The 20,181-nt window shown below is 42.9% G+C and carries 11 protein-coding genes; 8 read left to right on the forward strand and 3 right to left on the reverse strand.

What is annotated here, in order from left to right; genetic code table 11:
- Positions 1-861: 861 nt before the first annotated feature.
- From ACS8FD_RS00375 to ACS8FD_RS00395, 5 genes are all read left to right on the forward strand, one after another.
- The gene (locus ACS8FD_RS00375; RefSeq protein WP_439273914.1) at positions 862-4,062 is read left to right on the forward strand and encodes a hypothetical protein; all 3,201 of its coding nucleotides are present in this window, start codon (positions 862-864) and stop codon (positions 4,060-4,062) included.
- Between the two features lie 403 nt (positions 4,063-4,465).
- Positions 4,466-4,930, forward strand: a complete 465-nt coding sequence (locus ACS8FD_RS00380) for a hypothetical protein (RefSeq protein WP_439273915.1) — start codon at positions 4,466-4,468, stop codon at positions 4,928-4,930.
- Between the two features lie 71 nt (positions 4,931-5,001).
- Positions 5,002-7,125, forward strand: a complete 2,124-nt coding sequence (locus ACS8FD_RS00385) for a hypothetical protein (protein WP_439273916.1) — start codon at positions 5,002-5,004, stop codon at positions 7,123-7,125.
- Positions 7,126-7,303: 178 nt separating this feature from the next.
- On the forward strand, positions 7,304-12,550 hold the full coding sequence (locus ACS8FD_RS00390) for a hypothetical protein (RefSeq protein WP_439273917.1): 5,247 nt from the start codon (positions 7,304-7,306) through the stop codon (positions 12,548-12,550).
- A 178-nt stretch (positions 12,551-12,728) separates the two neighbouring features.
- Positions 12,729-13,631 carry a hypothetical protein gene (locus tag ACS8FD_RS00395; RefSeq protein WP_439273918.1) on the forward strand — a complete coding sequence of 301 codons (903 nt, stop codon included), beginning with the start codon at positions 12,729-12,731 and terminating at the stop codon, positions 13,629-13,631.
- Between the two features lie 58 nt (positions 13,632-13,689).
- On the opposite strand, the gene ACS8FD_RS00400 is transcribed toward ACS8FD_RS00395, so the two are convergent.
- The 3 genes from ACS8FD_RS00400 to glnA all read right to left on the reverse strand — a co-directional run bounded on the left by ACS8FD_RS00400 (position 13,690) and on the right by glnA (position 16,737).
- Entirely contained in the window at positions 13,690-14,118 is a 429-nt protein-coding gene (locus ACS8FD_RS00400; RefSeq protein WP_439273919.1) for a hypothetical protein, read from the reverse strand.
- A 300-nt stretch (positions 14,119-14,418) separates the two neighbouring features.
- Positions 14,419-15,129, reverse strand: a complete 711-nt coding sequence (locus ACS8FD_RS00405) for a DUF4124 domain-containing protein (protein ID WP_439273920.1) — start codon at positions 15,127-15,129, stop codon at positions 14,419-14,421.
- Positions 15,130-15,327: 198 nt separating this feature from the next.
- Entirely contained in the window at positions 15,328-16,737 is a 1,410-nt protein-coding gene (glnA, locus tag ACS8FD_RS00410) for a type I glutamate--ammonia ligase (protein ID WP_439273921.1), read from the reverse strand.
- A gap of 655 nt (positions 16,738-17,392) precedes the next feature.
- Here glnA and ACS8FD_RS00415 point away from each other — a divergent pair.
- From ACS8FD_RS00415 to trpC, 3 genes are all read left to right on the forward strand, one after another.
- Complete coding sequence (locus ACS8FD_RS00415) at positions 17,393-18,016, forward strand: anthranilate synthase component II (protein ID WP_439273922.1); 624 nt, start codon at positions 17,393-17,395, stop codon at positions 18,014-18,016.
- A gap of 117 nt (positions 18,017-18,133) precedes the next feature.
- The gene (gene trpD / locus ACS8FD_RS00420) at positions 18,134-19,264 is read left to right on the forward strand and encodes an anthranilate phosphoribosyltransferase (RefSeq protein ID WP_439273923.1); all 1,131 of its coding nucleotides are present in this window, start codon (positions 18,134-18,136) and stop codon (positions 19,262-19,264) included.
- Positions 19,265-19,310: 46 nt separating this feature from the next.
- A complete protein-coding gene (gene trpC, locus ACS8FD_RS00425) occupies positions 19,311-20,174 on the forward strand; it encodes an indole-3-glycerol phosphate synthase TrpC (RefSeq protein ID WP_439273924.1) in 864 nt (287 codons plus the stop codon).
- Positions 20,175-20,181 lie beyond the last annotated feature (7 nt).

Below are 20,181 nucleotides of genomic sequence, written 5' to 3' on the forward strand. Positions count from 1 at the left end.
CTTCCTTGTGCTGCTTAAGGGTACTGTTTACTGATTTGAGTTTAAATGCGAGGTTAGCATGAGAGTGACTTTGTCGATCGGTTTGATAAGAATTCTAATCTTAAAGTCAGTTTACATATAATCACTGACCTCTATTATAGGCGCTTATGTACTAAATGTTTATGGCTATTAGTAAATACCCATACGCTAAGCATTTTTTAGAAAAATAGCGCTATCAGAGCTAGCGGTACTAGATGATAAACCTCTTTCTCCTACTCGCTCTGCCATTCATCTGTCGATAAAAAGAACATAAGTTCGTTATTTTATCCTTATTCAGTGAATCTATATGACAATTTTGAGCGCTTTTTATTAGCGACCAGATAAGAAATGCGACTAAACTGCCTCTATACATCTTTGCTATGACAAATATTGGTAAGAGCTCATTCTTTCTAACATAACAAAAGGTTATCAAAGCAATTTATCTTTACATATCAATCCTGAGCTTATATAAACGATAGACCCCTTTATTTACAGGCTTTTAGCTAATATTCGATCACGATTATTATGTAGCGCACCTAATTTTGGCATATTTATTGCGGTAATTGTATTGAGCAATATTTGCACGACTACTATATCGGCTTATTTAACCGCTTATCGCAAAGTTATAGAAAGTTGCCTATTTATAGATTAGGTACAAGCTACACTATAGTGAACATAGTTTCATTTTTATTTCCTTCTATCTTTATATTTCTACCGTTTGTCGGAAATTTTGATGCTTCCTATAGAAACAGCTCGATTATGATTTTTAATGAAATTAGTTTGTAAGAACCGCGCTACCTACATAGAAAATATCGAATAAATAAATTTATTTAAGGTGACAATATGCGTCAGTATCATAAAATATTAAAAGCTATCGATATTTATTCATATCGTAGGTTCTTAGAACAAATGTTCATTATAGTAGGATTATTACTATTTTCTTTGGTTAGTGGGTCGGCTTTTGCTATAGAAAATAATCCAGGTTCAAGTCTTACTTGTCCTGCAAACTCGACTAAAGGTTTTTTAAGTAATGGCAGTTATAGCAATCTTATTAGTAGCTTTACGAATAGAACCTATCAAAACGTAGTCAGTCAAACAACGTCTACAGGCAGTACGAATGCTAATATACCTTTAAAAATCAAGATGAGCGTTACGAGCTCTGATGAAGGCGCGACTAACAGTACTCCTGCTCTATATGGAAGTTCTCCACAAGCCATAAGCTTTATTGGTAATCCTAGTACTCGAACGCCAAGTACTGCAATAACGCTAGAGTTTCAAAATAGCTCAAACAATCAGACTGTTTTTTTAGATCAAGTCGCAATGAGTGCTTTTGATATCGATAAATCTGTAAATAGTGGTTCTTGGGACGACAACGTAAAAATAACGGGCATCCCACAGAGTGGTGCTCCGATTACAGGTACGTTTCAAAATATACCTAACTCTAAAGTTATTGGAAGTTCATCAGGACTAAGATTACCTAGCGCCCCAGATGACGACAACTGTACGGGCAGCCTTCAGTCAGACTGTCAAGGTTCTGTAGTTTTCGATGAGCCTGTGAAGTCAGTAACACTGGTATATACAGACTTGAAAAGTAATAGAACTATTACTAGTAGAAGATTTGAGTTTCGTTTAGATAGTTACTGTTACGTGCCTTCCGATTATAAAATTACTAAAAGTGATGGAGTTAATAGCGTCAATACTAACAGTATTACTGACTATATTATTAAGGTTACCAATCTGGGTAATACAACAATATCCAATATTACTTTAAAAGATCCGGTAGCTAATGGTCTCAACAAACTCACCGGCACCAATGATATCACTTGTGATGCCAGTGATACAAACAATGTTTGTACGACAGCACCAACCAAAGATCAGTTAGAAAGTACTAGTGGATTCAATATAGCAAGCTTAGCAGTGGGCCAAAGCTTTAGTATAAAAGTTCCAACGAGAGTGACGGCTACTTCTAACTCAAACATTACTAATACAGCAACTATTAGCCACCAGACTATTGCTACTAAAAGCGCTTCTGACACTAATTCAGTTACGTTCTCAAATAGTTTAGGCGGCACTCCGGTTCCAGCCACTTGCCCAGCTGACCACAAGATGTATTACTTAGGAGCCAATAGGACGGCGACTCCCTTAGTTAGAACTCAAACCCTAGGTTGGAATACTAATGGTAGCACCTCACAGACATTTAATTTCAACAACAGTGAGCCTTCAGGTACTAAGACATTTAAGATTGAATTTCCTTCACTACTAGACATAAACAGCACTGGAGGGAACACCCCACCTTTTTATCAACCGTCAAATGCTGTAAGCGTTGCGGCGATCAACTTGCAACATAACTCCGTTGGCGTAAAAACCAATCATACCTTAGATATCAGTGTAAACCGCCCTGTTAGCAAAATAGGGTACAAAATACAAGATATTGATTCGACAAGTACCATTATTACCAATGTTAATCAAGTTCCCTATGTTGAGGAAATTGATGTCTCTACTAGTAGAGGACAACTTACATTTAATGATATATTTCATACTATTAACGCTAATAGAGATGTAGTCAGTGCCATTAAAGGACTAAATTGTAGTGTGAACAGTGGTGTCAATAATTGTACTATTGATGCTACTTGGGACTATACCCCTGCTAACACTCCTCTTAGATTAGAGCATAAAAATATCTTTAATCAATACGACAGTTATCATGCTGTAGGCTACTCTGATTTTTACTTCTGCTTAGCACCGCCAAAAGTCGTAGTCAAAAAGGTGCTGACTGGTAATCGCGTTAATGATGCTGATCAGTTTAATATCGAAGTCTCTGGCGGTACTTTAAGTCCGAATACTGCCAACTCTCCAGCATCCTTCACGACCACCGGAAATGGCAATGATATTGGCAATGCCATTGGTAGTGTTTTGACGCTACAACCGGCTACGCAATATACCATCACTGAGCGCCTATCACCTGAAACGAACGAAGGTAATATCAACAACTATAAAGCAAGCTACAAATGTACTAATGCGACAACTAATAGTACGACAGTCATGCCTAAAGGTGATGGTGCTTCATTTACCCTCTCAAATTTAGATTACGGTGACGAAATCACTTGTACGATTACCAATACCCCATCTGTTTACACCTTTACTGGCTTTGTGTTTAACGACAACGGCGGAATTTCCTCTAGTACAAGTACTAGGCAAAATATTTCTACGACTTTTACTGGCAACGCTAACTATTTCAACGGTATCTTTGACAGCAGCGACAACAATATAGAGTCAGGCATTGGCGCTAGCGGTCTTCAAGTGCGTTTGACAAACTGCGGTTCCAATGGAGGTACAAATATTGTAGGTACTACGGCTCAGAACATACCAGAATCACCTCCTTCAGGTTTATTATTAGGTCAATACAGATTCACTGTACCAGCAAGTACCATCGCTGCGTTATCGTCTCAAAAAGTTTGTGTCGTGCAAGTAGAACCATCTAATTGGGAATATAGCATCGATACTACACCAAACACTCGTGAAATAAATTTAACTAATGGACTTCTTGATTACAAAACTGAAAGTAATGGCTCTCGAAATTTAGACTTTGGTGAGGTTAAAGCTAATAATGCATCTCTAGTATTGATAAAATCACAATATGTACATACTTGTTCTGATTCAATAAACTTTAATAGTATACCTGCTAATCCAAGTCCAGACTCTCCAACCAATGGTTTTAGCATTCAACCTGTATCTGATATCGACCCTGGAAAATGCATAGCCTATAGAATAGAAGCTTATAATCGAGGACACGTAGATTTACAGGACATTCAGATTACTGATAAGCTACAAACTGAACCTGTATTGTCTGTTTTTAATCTATCACGCCCATTAGGTGTGCCTGATACAGTTTACAACTCCAGTAGTCCTTCACCAGTTTATGGACAAAATGGCACAATCGTATCTAATAAATTTAACTTAGTAAAACCTACAACAACATCACCTACAAAAGCGACTCTATTCTTTAATACCAAATACGGTACAACTAACAATACTAATCCTTAGTAACGGCTCTTAGCTTACTAACAATCACTCATAATACTACTACGACTAAGACCCCATCTATTGGGGTTTTAGTGTTTTATGCAGATTACCTATCCAAAAATGTTACCAACCTTCTTACATCTGACCACTTAGCCGATTTTCGATACCATCTATCGCTTTTTAGGTGTTTATCTAGCCTTTGTCTGTAAAAATGCATCATGTAATCAAATGCCTCATCTTTGTTTGTATTAAAGAAACAGTATTATATTTTTGGCACAGATATTGCTTATATAAATTCAACCAGCTATCTGAAGCTATTATCAAAGATTGTAAATATAGATCAGCGATAAAGACAGAAACAAGCTAAAGCCAAATTAAAAATATAACTCTTACTAACGATCATGACATCAGCAAGGATTCTTTTATGAAATACACCACTACCCTACGTAATACACTAATCGCTGCTCTAGCTTCGGTAAGCTTGATGAGTTTTGCTCATGCTGATGACGCGCTAAAGATGCAGCTGTCGGCTAATAAAGTCGTGACTAATAGCGAAGGCAAGGTTTCTTACGTACCAGTCAATACCGCACCTGCCGGTACCATTGTGCAGTACAAAGCGACTTACTCTAATACCATCAATCAAGATATCCAAGACTTAGAAGTTGTACTGCCTATCCCTGCCAATATGACGTTCACTGGTGAAGCTAACCCTGCCAGTGCACAAGGGAGTATCGATGGCAAGAACTACGCCGATATGCCATTGATGCGCAAAGTCGACGGCAAGATGGTCAAAATTCCTTATTCTGAATATAAATCGCTGCGCTGGAATATCAAGCTACTACCTGCACAAAAATCAGCAGACGTCGCGCTCAATACTGTCGTTAATTAATCCATTTCTAACCGTGCGTTCCTTTTAACCTTTAACCCTTACCCTAGTTCTTTAGACTTTTGGAGCAATACATGAAATCGAATACTTTTAACTATAGCTTGCTTGCTGTTGGCGTTGCCGCGCTGATGGGCGTGTCGACTGGTGCTATGGCGAATACTAAGCCTACTGAGTCTGGTGCAGTAAGCAAAGGCGCAAATGGTATCAAAAACATCGCAACTGCGAAATATAAGGTAGGTAATGATGCTGAATTTCAGCCAGAAGTTCAGTCTAATGAGGTTATCGTAAATATCAGTGAAACAGCGAACTTCTCATTAGTTGCTACTTCTGATGGTGTCATTGATGAAAAGAACGAAGACATCGCTGCCACTCCGAATAACACGACTGAGTTTAAACATACCTTAGCCAACATTGGTAACGTGTCTGATACTTATACGATTAATACAACAGGCGAAAACTCAGACATCGTGACGAAAGATCCAAGTTACGCTTTGGATTCAGCATCTATTGACTATACTATCCAGCCAATAGACGGTGGTACGCTATCAGTAGAGCAATCAGAAGCTCTATCTACTCTTGGTCAAGCAAAGTCTGGCACGATTAGTAGTGGTGGTACTATCCAACTACCACCAGGATTAGAAGCAGCGCTTAGCTATCAAGTAGCTACTGGTAATAAAACGGGTGGTGATATCGGTGTCGGTACCTTAACAGCAACCAGTACCTTTATTGCAGCAGCAGAACCAGCAAAACAAAAACTGACCAACGAAAACCAAACTATTGTCAAGGTGCCAGTATTCAAAATCGACAAGTCTGCTACCTGCCAAGGTAAGACGACGGATTGTAACAGTTTTGACTTAAACGCTGATAATCAAGAGATTACTTACAGCATTAAAGTCACTAACGTCGATCCTGGCTATAGTACAGATGCAGATAATGTTGTCTTCCGAGATCAACTGCCTGAAGGTATGACCCTAGTTCCAGGTTCAGTGAAGTTTGGTACTGCAACTGTAGCTGACACTAATCTCACAATAACTAAACCAAATAATCGCCAGACCCTTCAGGGTACTTTACCCTCCTTAGCCGTAGGAGAGGATATTACCGTTAGTTTTAAAGTCAGTATCAATAAAGAGACATTAACTGAAGCTGGTAGTGCGACCAACCATGTCACTCTATATGACAACTACGATAACTCAACACCAGAGCCTGATAATACTAATGGCTTTGATATCTCTGATAGTACAGATGACACTATAGATAACCCTAATCTTCCTAACGGCGTTGAAGGTCAAGGCAATATCGGTGAAGACACTTCATCAACGATTACCTTTACCGATCGTGACCTGACTATTTCTGCAGGTACGACTGAAGAAGTCCCAGTACAAGGTGAAGTGACCTACTCGCATATCATTACCAACGAAGGTAACGAAAATGAAGGTGGTACGGATCGTCCGATCACCATCACATTAACAGATCCAGTTACTGGTAATGCGCTTTCTATTGAAGAAGCTGAAGGTAAGAAACCTTACTACGTAGCGGCCGATGGTACCAATACACCTTTAACCAAGAATCCTAACGGTACTTATAAACTACCTGATAGCATTATCCTCGTACCAAACACTGCAGCAGACGGTCAGACGCCTACTGCAGGTAGCACTGTAGAAATTGGTTATACCGTTAAGTCAAATGGTGCCTCTGATGGTGAGGTCGGTACGACTGATAATGATATCGGTCTAAAGGAAACAAACTCAGTAACCCTAATACCTGCGGTAGTGGATGGAATTGATGCTCCAGCTAAAACAGTCAATAACACGACGACTATTCAAGGCCTTAAGTTAGAAAAACTAGCAGCTGTAGTCTCTGCTACTGGCATCGAAAATCTTACATGTCCTACTGATACTAGTGGCTTAACATTTGGTAGAGGCGAAGGCATCAATGCCAAACCATACGATTGTATCGTTTATAAAATCACTGCAACTAACACGTTTGAAACTAAAGTCTTAACTACTGTGACCTTGTCAGATGAAAAAGCGCTATGGAATGCGCAAGCGACTTATCAAGATGACGTTACAGGCCTAATTGGTACATCAACTAATGGTGTCGTGAATAATGATACTGGAGACTTTATCACTACTACTCTTGGTACCTTACCAGCAGAAGGTACTGGCACGATGACTTTCTCTATCAAAGTTAACCCGTAATCGTTTGACTTAAATAATATCTTTTAAAAGTCTATAAGTAATGAGCATTGCTTATAGACCCACCCTTTATATTTTATTGGATAAGCGACATATTATGACATCTCATGTAATAAATACGTCTAAATACATCACGCACTCAACAGCTAAGATATCTGCGCTGTCGTTTGCTATGTTGCTTATGCAATCAAATATCGCCATAGCCGCGGATGATACAAACCCGAATTTACAAATCATCAAAAACACTGCAAACGCCAGCTACGATGTTGGTTCGGTTGAGCAAAGCAGTACCTCAAATCAAGTGCAAGTCAAATCCTCTGCGCTACCTGAGTACGGTATTGAATTAACTCAGCCGCTAATACAGACCGTTGAGCCTAATGCGACTGTCCACTGGATAAATGTCCTAAAAAACACCAGCTATAGTAATCAGACTGTCGAGCTGAGCCTTGACGTTGCTCCATCGCTTTCAAATGTCAAAGTCTATCAAGACTTAAATAACAACGGCATCATCGATGGAGAAGATAGAGAAATCATCTTCGACAGCTTAACTACCCAGATTAAACTTGGTCAAAGCGAGAGTATTCAGCTTATCGTCCAAGCTCTATCAGATGTGAACGGTAAAAGTGGCGATACTGCTGATATTAAGATTGGCGCTGTCGTGTTAGAAGACGAGTCAATCACTGTTGCAGCTCTCGATAGTCTAATTATCGTTGAGCCTGAGATTAACTTTACCACTCCTAAATTTGATGAGAATAAAACAAGCTCTCAAATCGATGAAAATGTCTATCTTGAAGCCAGCTACGCCCAGTGTAACGTACAGCTAGACAAGCCTGATCAAGCTTGGGTCACTATCACCTCTTTACTTACAGGTGATAAATACTCACTAAAAGCGCTTGAGACTGGTAACAGCACCGGTAAATATCAGCTATCGGCTCCTACCCAAAATAACGCCAACGCTATCAATGATAGAATCATTCAAACTTTAGCAAATGACACTTTGACAGCTAGCTTAGACGCTTGTATCGCTCCTTCTGTTGGCACTGGCTCTGAGCAGCTACCAAATGAGGGCGACTTTACCCTTCGCATCGAAGATTTAGACACGAAAATCGATATCGTCGATAATAATCCAACCTTAGTCGTGACCAAGGAAAGTGAAGTTAAGAGTGCTGAGCTTGGCGATTATGTTAGCTATACCATTAACGTGACCAACAACGGCAACTCTACTGCTTATGATGTACAGCTAAAAGATGCGTTACCGCGCGGTTTTGATATCGTCAAAAATAGCGTCCGTATCGATAACAATAATACCGATAACGGTGTAGATATCAATCAGCCTCAGACCACTGAATTTAGTACTGAAGGCAAATATCAGGTATTAAGCCTTGGCAACTTAGCCGCTAATGAGTCTAAAGAGATCACCTATCGAGTATTGATCGGTGCCTCTGCATTAGGCGGGGATGGAATCAATCGTGCGACTGCGGTAGCCAATAACGAGCAAGGTCAAAGCCTAGTCTCAAGAGAAGCGCAGTGGCAGATCGAAGTAGAGCGCGGCGTGATGAATACCGACGGCATCATCATAGGTAAGGTCTACCATGATATCAATCGTGATGGCATCCAGCAAAAAGAAGATGGTGAGCTTGGCGTCGCTGGCGTGCGTATCTATATGGAAAATGGTAACTTCATCGTTACCGATCCTGAAGGTAAGTATAACTTCTATGGTGTCAGCGCCAAGACGCACGTGTTAAAAGTGGATCGCACCACTATTCCAAACGCTACAGAACTAGTCATTCAAAGTAACCGTAATACCGGCGACGCTGGTAGCCGTTTCGTCGACTTAAAATATGGCGAGCTGCATCGCGCTGACTTTGCTATCGTCGGCGGTATGGGTGATAGCACCGATCGCCTAAATGCTGAACTTGTTGCTCGTAGTAAAAGTATCAGCGCCAAAAATAATGCTTTAGAGCAAGCGGTCAAAAGTAAGTTAGATCTAGAGCCGATATACGATCGTGATTATGATGACAATGTCGATGCTAGCGGCTGTAAGTCTAACGATGCGCTAGATCAAGGTATCCAGTGCGACACAGCTATCGTCAATGAGATGGTCAGTCCAGCTAGCGAGCGTATCGATTTAGAAGTCAATACTATCGCCCAACCAAAAGAAAAAGTACTCGAAGAGTTTCTAAAAGAAGTCTCCGATAATGACGTCGCCTTTATTAACCTAAATGAAGGCCAGCAGCTAAGTACTTATAAGCAAATGGTGCAAGTACAAGCGCCGCTCGGTGCTAACTTTACTTTATACGCTAACGGTAAAGCAGTCTCAGAGCAGCAGATCGGTAAAACCGCTGAGCAAGAAAAGCAAAAGGTAACCGCTTTCGATTATTATGCAGTTGATCTAAAGCGCGGTAATAATACCTTGCGCGGCGTGGCTACTGACGTCAATGGTAAGGTTATCTCCCAACAAACGATTAAAGTAACAACGCCAGATAGCTTGCAGGCGATTGACTACCGTACCCAAGATCGGCTCGTTCCTGCCGATGGTATGAGCGAATATCAAGTCGTTATCAGCCTAAAAGATCGTGACGGCCGTCCTTACGTCGCCTCTACGCCGATCACCATCGACACCAATATCGGCCGCATTAATCTAAAAGATAGCAGCAAAGACAAAGCAGGCACACAAATTACTGTTAATGGCGGCGAGCTGTTGATACCTGTCACCGCGCCAAGCGTTCCCGGCAAAGGCGAGCTGGTTATCGATACTGGTAGCAGCAAACAAATCATTCCGCTACAGTTCACCGCTAAGCTGCGTCCGCTCATCGCCGTCGGTATCGTCGAAGGTGCTATCTCACTCAAAGACTTCGATGGCGGCAATATCACTGATGCTCAAGGCGCTTTTGAGGAAGAGCTTCATGAGATCTCAGGTAATGACGATTACGCCGCCTCGGGCCGCGCTGCGATGTTCCTAAAAGGCAAGGTACGCGGCGACTATCTACTAACGCTCGCTTATGATAGCGATAAAAAAGGCGAGCGCCTGTTCCGTGATATCGAACCTGGCGAATATTATCCAGTCTACGGCGACTCCTCTGCCAAAGGCTTCGATGCGCAGTCGACGAGCAAGCTTTATGTGCGTGTGGATAAAGGCCGCTCGTTCGCTATGTATGGCGATCTAAAAACGCAAATTGATAACGATGAAGGCATCAAGCTCGGTCAATATAATCGTACTTTGACGGGCCTTAAAGCCCAGTATGAAGATAACAATACTCGCGTCACTGCCTTCGTCGCTGAAACCAGTACTAGCCAGCGCGTTAATGAAACTCGCGGTTTGGGTATCTCGGGCCCTTATCCTTTAGCGGAGGACTTCGATGCGGTTTTAGAAAACTCAGAAACTATCGAGGTCATTACTCGTGATGCCAACAATCCAGGCTTAATCATCAGCCGCGAGACCCTCACGCGCTTTGCTGATTATGAGATAGACCCAATTAGCCGCAGCTTATTTCTAAAAGCCCCCATCGCTAGTCAAGATTTGGCGGGCAATCCTATTTATCTACGAGTCACCGTAGAAGTGGACGAAGGCGGCGAAGACTATATCGTAGGCGGTATCGCTGTTAAGCAACAACTCACTAAAAAAATCGCCATCGGTGGCAGCTATATCAATAGTGATGATCCGCTAAACGAAGAGCAATTGGCTAGTGTCAATACCGTTGTCAAAATGAACGATAAGCTCAAGCTTGTCGCTGAATATGCGATGAACAAGGCGGAAAATCCAAACTTTCAGCCTAGCAATCAGATTAACGCTTCAGCATTAGACACTAATGATACTGATGGCGATGCTCTACGTATCGAGCTTGATTATGATGATAAGAAAAACACTCGTGCTAAAGCTTACTATAATGATACGGATGAAGGGTTTGTCACCGGTGCCTCCCCGCAAACAGCTGGTCGTCAAGAGTCTGGCTTTGAGTTCGCACATCTGATCAATGATAAAAAAACAGCGTTAAAATTAGAGGGCGTGCTTACTAAAGACTTGACTACCGAAGCCAGCCGCCAAGGGGTACTAGCCAGTATCGAGCAGCGTTTGAGCACTAATGTCGTCGGTGAGATTGGTGTACGTTATTATAAGCAGGACGCGACAGCCGCTTCTCGCAATATTCAAGACGCCACTGATGTCGTCGATGTCACTGACGATACCCTCTTTAATGATGACATCATTAACCAATCGGCACTTAGCGGTGTTAATGATGCTGATAAAGATATTGAAGGCACTACCGCGCGCGCTCGTATCACCGCGCGTCTGCCTAAGCTCAATAACTCATTAGTGTTTGCAGAATATGAGCAAGATATCGATAACAGCGAGCGCAATGCCACTTCTGTCGGTGGTGAGACGCCCCTTGGTAGTTTAGGCCGTTTATATGCTCGTCACGATTTGATCAACAGCCTATCCGGCAGCTATGGTCTTGACGATACCGAAGAGCGTCAACGCACGGTATTTGGTTTTGACGCCAACTACATGAAAGACGGTAAAGTTTATAGCGAATACCGTATGCGAGATGCGATCAGTGCGCGCGAAGCAGAAGCCGCTATCGGTCTCAAAAACAAATGGTATGTGCAACAAGGTCTGACTATAAACACCTTATTTGAGCGTGTTGAATCCTTAGAAGGAGAAACAGAGAACACCGCTACAGCAGCAGGCGTAGGTGTTGAGTACCTAGCGAAAGAAGATTACAAGGTGTCAGGACGCTTAGAGAAGCGTTGGGGCGAGACTAGCGATACTCTGCTCAGTAGCGCTGGTATTGCTTATCGCTATACTGATGAAGTAACCTTACTTGCCAAAAACATCTACTCGCAAGTCGATTATGATGATGGCGATCGTACGATTAATCGCTTCCAGTTAGGCGCTGCCTTCCGTGACTATGATAGTAATCAACTCGATATGCTAGCCAAACTTGAATATCGTTTAGATGATAATAATACCGGCGACGATACCTATCAAAAAGACACGATTATCTGGTCTTGGAGTGGCAATTATCATCCGACTCGCCCGCTCACCTTGTCTGGTCGTTACGCCGGTAAATACACTGAATTTAGTGCCGATGGCATCAGTAGCGACAACACTGCCCATGCTCTATATGGTCGCGGTCTGTATGACTTAACTGAGCGCTGGGATATTGGCCTACAAGCGGGAACTTATTGGAACAAGCAAGCGAACGATATGTCGTATATGCTAGGTGCTGAAGTCGGCTACAGCCCAATGACTAACTTATGGTTGTCGCTTGGCTATAACTTTATGGGCTTTGAAGATGATGATATTGCCTATGACGACACGACTCAAGAGGGCGCTTACTTTAGATTACGTTTTAAGTTTGACGAATATTTATTTAAAGGTGAAGATACTAGCACTAACCCACGTTTAGACCCTAATTCTACTTTATAAGCTATAGTCAATCCACTTTAAAAACAATACAGTGCAGTTGGGATGAGTTTTGCGCAGCCTCTGTCATAACAGCACGCAAGGAAAATTTATACCAACTGCACGATGACATTAGCGTATCGATTTTATTTCGAACTGACTATATTTAAAAATACTTTTACTTTAATTTGAGGTCTGCTCTATGACTAATATGGCAAATAAATCGGTAACTTTGAAGACTGCCCTACTTTCAGTAGCACCCTCATCATTTGCGCTACTGTTAGGATTGACGAGTATCTCTACGGTACAGGCTGCCGTTTCGCTTGATGAAGATGTCATCATTAGTCCTACTACTACCGCTGTCAACTGTCATATCGACTCTATAAAACCTCAAAATAACGATAAGGGTAACCAGCGTGCAATCGCTTGTATGCAACTACAGCTCAAGAGTTACCAGCTCGCTAGCATGAGTGCCCGGCAGCAGTACTTTGCTTACAAAGCGCAGGCTTGGCTTAATTATGCCAATCATGAAGACCGTATTAATAGCAGCACCGCCGCCGGAAACTACGCCCTTGATGAGGCAAAAAATATCTTGCAAGTATTACAAAGTGGCAAGGAAAATAGCTTAGACTTAACGGTCGATATTCCCAAGACCTCAGCGCTGATGCGCCCCGATCTTTGGGCCAATATTAGTGCACTAAAAGATAGCGGCGGTATCGCTAATGCGCCGCGCGAGCTTGCCTTTAGTGAAGTGAGCTTAGTGTGGGCCGCTGCCGATCATTGTGAGCATGGCTCTCGCAGCTCAGGCCCTCACTTTCGAATGGCAGATCGCTGGCTTGAGCAAGCGCGCGAAGCTTTTGTCAATGCTAATGACTCAGCCGCTAGTGTTGCTATGCAAGAGCTGGCCGTCAGCTACTATCAGCAGTACAAGTCCTTAGATCCAAGCGATGATGTTTGTCGCGGACAAGTGCTAACCTCGCCAACCTCTATAGTGCCAACCCCTATCTCGCTCTCAATAGCAGATGCTGCTATTGTCGATAAAGTTAAGATAGCAAGTGCTATTCCTAGCACTGAGCCTACGGTCAACTATCAAGTGACTGATTAATTCGCAGTCAAGTACTTCTCTATAGACCTTGAGTGCACTTAACAAATCTTGGGTGCGCTTAACTATAGTCAGCAGCCGTCTTTACGCTTGAACGCTTTTTATGCAAACTCTCAGTATTTTTCCTATTATCAGTATCAATACTGAGTTGATATTGGATATGAGTCAGGTCATCTTCGACCGTCTCATAGGCTATCTCCACCACTAACAACAACTTGGCTAAAAACTCCTCTGCTGTAAAGCGCCCATCTATATAACTACCATCAAGCCCTAAATATTGATTCGATAACACATGCCGTAAGCGCTCACAGGCAGGTAGCGTATGTTTGGGCAGATACCCCATCTTTTGAGTGATATGCTGTGGTCGTAGCTCAAGCTTATGTATTTGCTGAATAATTTGCAGGGCTAGAAGGTGACGCGGCTGATAGTGTCGAGTATATATAGAAATGTAGGTATCTTGAGTAGCTGACGAATTAGAGCTAGTGGGCATAGTGGACTCCTGCAACTCCGACAATAAGTGATAAGGTTTGTCATTATGCATTGTGACAAACAAATTAGGCACAGATGAGAGTGTCGGAGTACAAGCTCATGCGCTTTACCAGTATTATTTTATATCGTGCTGGAAGTTGCAAGATTGGTCATGTATGTTATTCATGACGAAAACAAAGTGATCAATCAATTAAACCCACGATAAATTATTTAAGAATCATAGCACATCATTAATTGCTAGTTCAATTACAGCCGCGCTTACCATTAAATCTAATTTGCAAATAAACCCTAGCCGAGCGGCTTATTGGGTGTCGTTATTGATATTATCTTTTTGACGGAGTTTGAGTAGTAGTTTTTGCTGCCAAGGCAGGCGCTGATACGCTTGCAATTGCTGCGCAAGTTGACGCTTTTTTTGTAATATCGCGGTGTTTTGAATGACATAAACGCTGCGGCTAAGACGATTTACAATTTGACCTGCTTTATTTTCTATTATCGCTTCAATCGTATGCTCTCCTGGATTGAGATCGATTGTGGCGATTGAAGCGGTTACGCCTTGCGAGATCAACTTATCATCTAGATAGATACTAATGCTATCTCCTGCTTGCAGCGCTGGGCTCAGTTGCAGATTGACGGTGATGATTTGTCCTGGACGCTGATAAGCGCGCTCAGCCTTAGGTTCAACCATAGTCAGCTGATAATTGACTGCAGCTTGTAAGGTCGGTTTTGGCACTGCTGCCAGTTGACTCACCTGATCGTTGCCATTGGCGCTAGTATCTGTGCGGTTGGGGCTAGCAGCATTGATGCTACTACTATTGCCGGTAGTAATACCTGTTTGACTAATTTGCTTGTCCGCTTGCTGCTCATACGCCTGCGGACTATCGGTAAAGGTAACTTGACCGGTACGCTCATCAACGACTTTATATATAGGCGCCGCATTTGCTGCTAGCGTATAACCCCCAGCCGTCGTTATTGACAAAAACGTTAACAAGCTTATCGCTGATTGTTTTGTCATAAACTTTTTTTTCAGTGCGAGAATCATAGTCGGTTGGCCTAGATAATAGTGATATTTATTATTATGCTTTATTTTTGAGACTAATACCTTAATTGCTTTGAAACTGTATAAACCAATATATGTAAACCAAAAAAACCAGCCAAGATTATCTTAGCTGGTTTTGCTTATCCTAAATGGTTTCGCTTAATCCCCTAGCGACTAGCAGCTATAGTATAAGTCAAACTCAACCGGATGCACGGTCACATTGACGCGCTGAACTTCCTCTTCTTTTAGAGCAATAAAGGCTTCAAGCATCTCTTCTGTAAACACATCACCTTTTAATAAAAACTCATGATCATCACGTAAAGCTTGTAGCGCGATTTCTAGGTTTTCGGCAACGGTTGGAATTTGCGCTTCTTCTTCTGGCGGTAAGTCATACAAGTTTTTGTCCGCAGCATCGCCTGGATGTATCTTATTTTGGATACCATCGAGGCCTGCCATAAGCAGTGCGGCAAAGGTTAAATAAGGGTTAGCCGCCGGATCAGGGAAACGTGCTTCGACACGGACTGCTTTTGGGCTACTCACGTGCGGGATACGGATAGACGCTGAGCGGTTAGAGGCGGAATAAGCAAGCTTAATCGGCGCTTCGTAATGCGGAACCAAGCGTCTATAGCTATTGGTTGAGGGATTAGTAATAGCATTCAACGCGCGCGCATGCTTGATGATACCACCGATAAAGTATAGGGCAGTTTCTGACAGACCTGCGTACTCATCACCAGAGAAGGTATTGACGCCGTCTTTTGAAATCGACATATGCACGTGCATGCCTGAACCATTGTCACCGACGATAGGTTTTGGCATAAAGGTGGCAGTTTTTCCAAACTGATGGGCAACATTATGGACGACATATTTTAATTGCTGTACTTCATCAGCCTTACGGACCAAAGTGTTAAAGGCGACACCGATCTCAGACTGACAAGGGGCTACTTCGTGATGATGTACCTCGACACTACCCTCACCGATGATCTCTTCGATACGCTCACACATCACAGAACGCATATCTTGTGAGCTGTCGATGGGTGGTACTGGGAAATAGGCACCTTTGACACGGGGACGATGTCCCATATTGCCCCACTCATAGGCCTCGTTGGTCGACCATGCGGCTTCTTCCGCGGTGATTTTATGGCTGACGCCAGACATCTCAATTGACCATTTTACATCATCAAAAACAAAGAATTCTGGCTCAGGACCGAAATAAGCGGTATCACCAATGCCCGTAGATTTCAGATATTCTTCAGCGCGGCGAGCGATAGAGCGTGGATCGCGATCATAGCCTTGTAGCGTTGAGGGCTCAATGATATCGCAAGTCACAACTACGGTAACCGCATCAAAGAAAGGATCAAGAAAAGCGGTTTCTGGATCAGGTCGCAAGATCATATCTGACGCTTCGATACCTTTCCAGCCAGCAATGGATGAGCCATCGAACATTTTGCCATCTTCCATCACCTCTTCATCAACGCTGTGCGCTGGGAAGCTGATGTGCTGCTCTTTGCCGCGAGTATCGGTAAAGCGAAAATCCACCCATTTGGCATTTGAGGATTCGATAAGATCTAATAATTTATTCGACATAAATAATCTCCGTTGGGGTTATTAGGTTTTGGTTATTAAAATTTGCTAGGGTTTTTGTGATTCAAAGCTTGGCCTCAGGATCGCTACATATATCCGCATACTCACATAATAAACTGCGCTATATCCTAAACCGCTTTATATACTATATATACTAAGGTATTTATGAGACGCTACTATAATCGCAAGCCTGCTGCTCAAGTTTGCTACTACAGACGCTATTTTAACAACATCTAATCAATACTACTGAACTGTTATGCGGTAATGCAAACAGCCGACTATACTCGTAATTATGCAACTGCTATGCCAAAGCGTACTTTAAGTCGTAATAAAAGTGCTGTTTGCTAGTGAAACCGTCCTAAATCAAGCCAATCTATCATGTTAAGGAAGCTGTTTTAGGTATTATTTTTTTCAAACTTGTTAAGATAAGCCTCTTAATAAAGCAAAAATGCACTATACAGGTGCTTTTTAGGTTTTAAACGCCAAAACAGTGCAGTTGGCTATACTCTATTCCTACTTAGAAAGAGCATTTATATTTTTGATCGCGGCTGCCCTTTGCTTGTTAACAACCTAGAAATTTGCTAGCGCTAAAAATAGTGGTAAGATAGCAAAGCAGAAACCCAGCCGCAAACCGTCTTTTTTACATGAGTAAACGCTAATGATTCTAATGATCGACAATTACGACAGCTTTACGTACAACATTGTACAGTACTTCGGTGAACTACAGCAGGATATCACCGTCTGGCGTAACGATCAGGCCACAATCGAGCAAGTCAAAACGCTCGCCCCTAAGCTGATTGTCATCGGCCCTGGCCCTTGCGATCCAGATCGTGCTGGTATTTCACTGGCGCTGATTGATACCTTTAAAGGTGTGATTCCGATATTAGGCATCTGTTTAGGACATCAAGCTATCGGTCAAGCCTTTGGCGGACAAGTCGTCAAAGCAGGCGCAGTCATGCATGGCCGCTTATCTTCGGTTTATCATAATTATGAAGGGGTGTTTAAGGGTTTAGAAAATCCTACTGACTTTACGCGTTATCATTCTTTAGTAGTGGATAAAGCGAGCCTACCTGATTGTCTAGAGATAACCGCGTGGACGCAAAACGCGGATGGTAGTATTGAGGAGATTATGGGGGTGCGTCATAAGCAATTCGCTATTGAAGGGGTACAGTTTCATCCTGAATCTATCTTGAGTACGGCGGGCTATCAGCTATTGAATAACTTTTTGCAAACCCATAATTTGGCGGTTTTAGACGCGGATGAATTACCGCAAGTTGGTTAGTCATTGTCAATAGTGATAGCTTGTTAATAACTAAATCTTGTTAATAACTTAAGACTGCTAAAACTGATTAAAATCAACCCTATAATCAACGAATATCATAATAATAAGCGAGGCATCATGAGCGCCGAAAACACCACTGACCCTCTATCTCAAAGCACACCAGAGCAGATTACCCAACTCTCAGAGGAGCAAGTCCATAAACTACTGACCTCCGCTTTAGATCGGATCTTGCAGCGTATTGATCTAACCTTTGATGAGATGCATCAGGTAATGCTGATCATCATGCAAGGCAGATGTAACGATGCTCTGATGGGTGCTATATTGACTGGGCTACGGATGAAAGGCGAGTCTATCGACGAGATTACCGCTGCGGCTAGTGCGATGCGTAACTTAGCAGCGAACATCGAGCCTAAAGGATGCGATTATCTGGTCGACATCGTTGGTACTGGCGGTGATGGCGCCAACTTATTTAACGTCTCCACCGCCTCTGCTTTAGTCGCCGCTGCCGCAGGAGCACAAGTCGCGAAACACGGTAACCGCGGGGTCTCAACCAAGTCTGGCAGCTCAGATTTACTAGAGCAAGCCGGTATCAGCTTAGCGCTAGACCCTGCCCAAGCCCTTAAGTGTATCGAAGATGAAGGCATTGGCTTTTTATTTGCCCCTAATCATCATAGCGCTATGCGTTATGCCAATCCCGTCCGCCGCGCCTTAAAAGCACGCACTATCTTCAATATCTTAGGGCCTTTGACTAATCCTGCCGGCGTGCCTAACTTGGTTATTGGCGTCTTTACCGCCCAACTTTGTGAACCACTTGCTAAAGTCATGAAAAACCTAGGCGCCCAGCATGTGATGGTCGTCGGTGCCAAAGATGGTTTAGATGAAATCAGTCTGGCCACCTCCACCACCGTCGCTGAGCTCAAAGATGGTGAGATAACGGTCTATGAGATGATGCCAGAAGATGCCGGTGTTGAATCACAAACGCTGATCGGCCTCGATGTCGACTCACCCAAGCAAAGTCTGGCGCTCATCAAAGCCGCTTTATCAGGCGAAGAGACTCATGACCGCTCTGTCATCAAGGCGCGTGATATGATTGCCCTTAATGCCGGCGCAGCTATCTATACCGCAGGACTCGCTAGCAACTATCCTAATGGCGTTAGCCGCGCACAAAAGGTGATTCAAAACGGTAGTGCTTTGACTAAGCTTGATTCACTAGCCGCGTATACCCAGCAACTAGCCGCTCAAGCCTAACTGTCATCTAGCCACTACTCTATCGTTCTTACTTTTGGATATCATCATGACTGCAAATACAACAACAGATATCGACATTCCCTCAGTATTACAGCGCATTGTCGCGACCAAACACCAAGAAGTTGCTGCGGTCAAAAAACAGCGCTCGCTTGCGGAGCTACAAGCTAAAACCAAAGAGGACATGCAGCCTCGTCGCGGCTTTGCTACTGCTTTACGCGCAGCTGATATCGGTATTATCGCTGAGATCAAGAAAGCCTCACCCTCCAAAGGGGTGATCAATCACAACTTCTCGCCTGCTCTATTTGCCCAGCAATACGAGCAAGCCGGCGCTAGCTGTCTATCAGTACTGACCGATCGTAACTATTTTCAAGGCGATGATCAGTACTTGCTGCAAGCTTATAATGCCACTAGCCTGCCGGTATTACGTAAAGACTTTATGATTGATGTCTATCAGATTTATGAGTCTTACTTGCTTGGCGCTGACTGTATCTTGTTGATTATGGCTTGCCTTGACGATGCGCAAGCTTACGAGCTGCACGCACTGAGTATTGAGCTGGGTATGGATGTGCTGATAGAAGTTCATACCGGCGATGAGCTTGAGCGCGCACTACAGTTGCCGCGCTCTGTCCATAATATTTATGGTATCAATAACCGCGATCTAAATACTTTTGAGGTGGATCTACAAAACACCTTAAAGCTGAAGGATAGATTGCTTGCAACCCCAGCCAATGATAATGCGACTATAGAACCCCTTATCGTTACTGAAAGTGGCATACATAGCAGCGACGATATTGAACTGATGCTAGCGCAAGGTATTCAGCATTTCTTAATTGGTGAGCAGTTTATGAAAACCGATCATCCAGGACAAGCGTTACAATCCTTACTTGCGAGCGTGGATACACAAGCGTAAAGTACAC

Source organism: Psychrobacter sp. 1U2, from assembly GCF_051847575.1.

Excerpts from the sequence above, each read along its gene's own strand:
- ACS8FD_RS00375 (WP_439273914.1), top strand. The coding sequence starts at position 862 with ATGCGTCAGTATCATAAAATATTAAAAGCTATCGATATTTATTCATAT.
- ACS8FD_RS00380 (WP_439273915.1), top strand. The coding sequence starts at position 4,466 with ATGAAATACACCACTACCCTACGTAATACACTAATCGCTGCTCTAGCT.
- ACS8FD_RS00385 (WP_439273916.1), top strand. The coding sequence starts at position 5,002 with ATGAAATCGAATACTTTTAACTATAGCTTGCTTGCTGTTGGCGTTGCC.
- ACS8FD_RS00390 (WP_439273917.1), top strand. The coding sequence starts at position 7,304 with ATGCAATCAAATATCGCCATAGCCGCGGATGATACAAACCCGAATTTA.
- ACS8FD_RS00395 (WP_439273918.1), top strand. The coding sequence starts at position 12,729 with ATGACTAATATGGCAAATAAATCGGTAACTTTGAAGACTGCCCTACTT.
- ACS8FD_RS00400 (WP_439273919.1), bottom strand. The coding sequence starts at position 14,118 with ATGCCCACTAGCTCTAATTCGTCAGCTACTCAAGATACCTACATTTCT.
- ACS8FD_RS00405 (WP_439273920.1), bottom strand. The coding sequence starts at position 15,129 with ATGACAAAACAATCAGCGATAAGCTTGTTAACGTTTTTGTCAATAACG.
- glnA (WP_439273921.1), bottom strand. The coding sequence starts at position 16,737 with ATGTCGAATAAATTATTAGATCTTATCGAATCCTCAAATGCCAAATGG.
- ACS8FD_RS00415 (WP_439273922.1), top strand. The coding sequence starts at position 17,393 with ATGATTCTAATGATCGACAATTACGACAGCTTTACGTACAACATTGTA.
- trpD (WP_439273923.1), top strand. The coding sequence starts at position 18,134 with ATGAGCGCCGAAAACACCACTGACCCTCTATCTCAAAGCACACCAGAG.
- trpC (WP_439273924.1), top strand. The coding sequence starts at position 19,311 with ATGACTGCAAATACAACAACAGATATCGACATTCCCTCAGTATTACAG.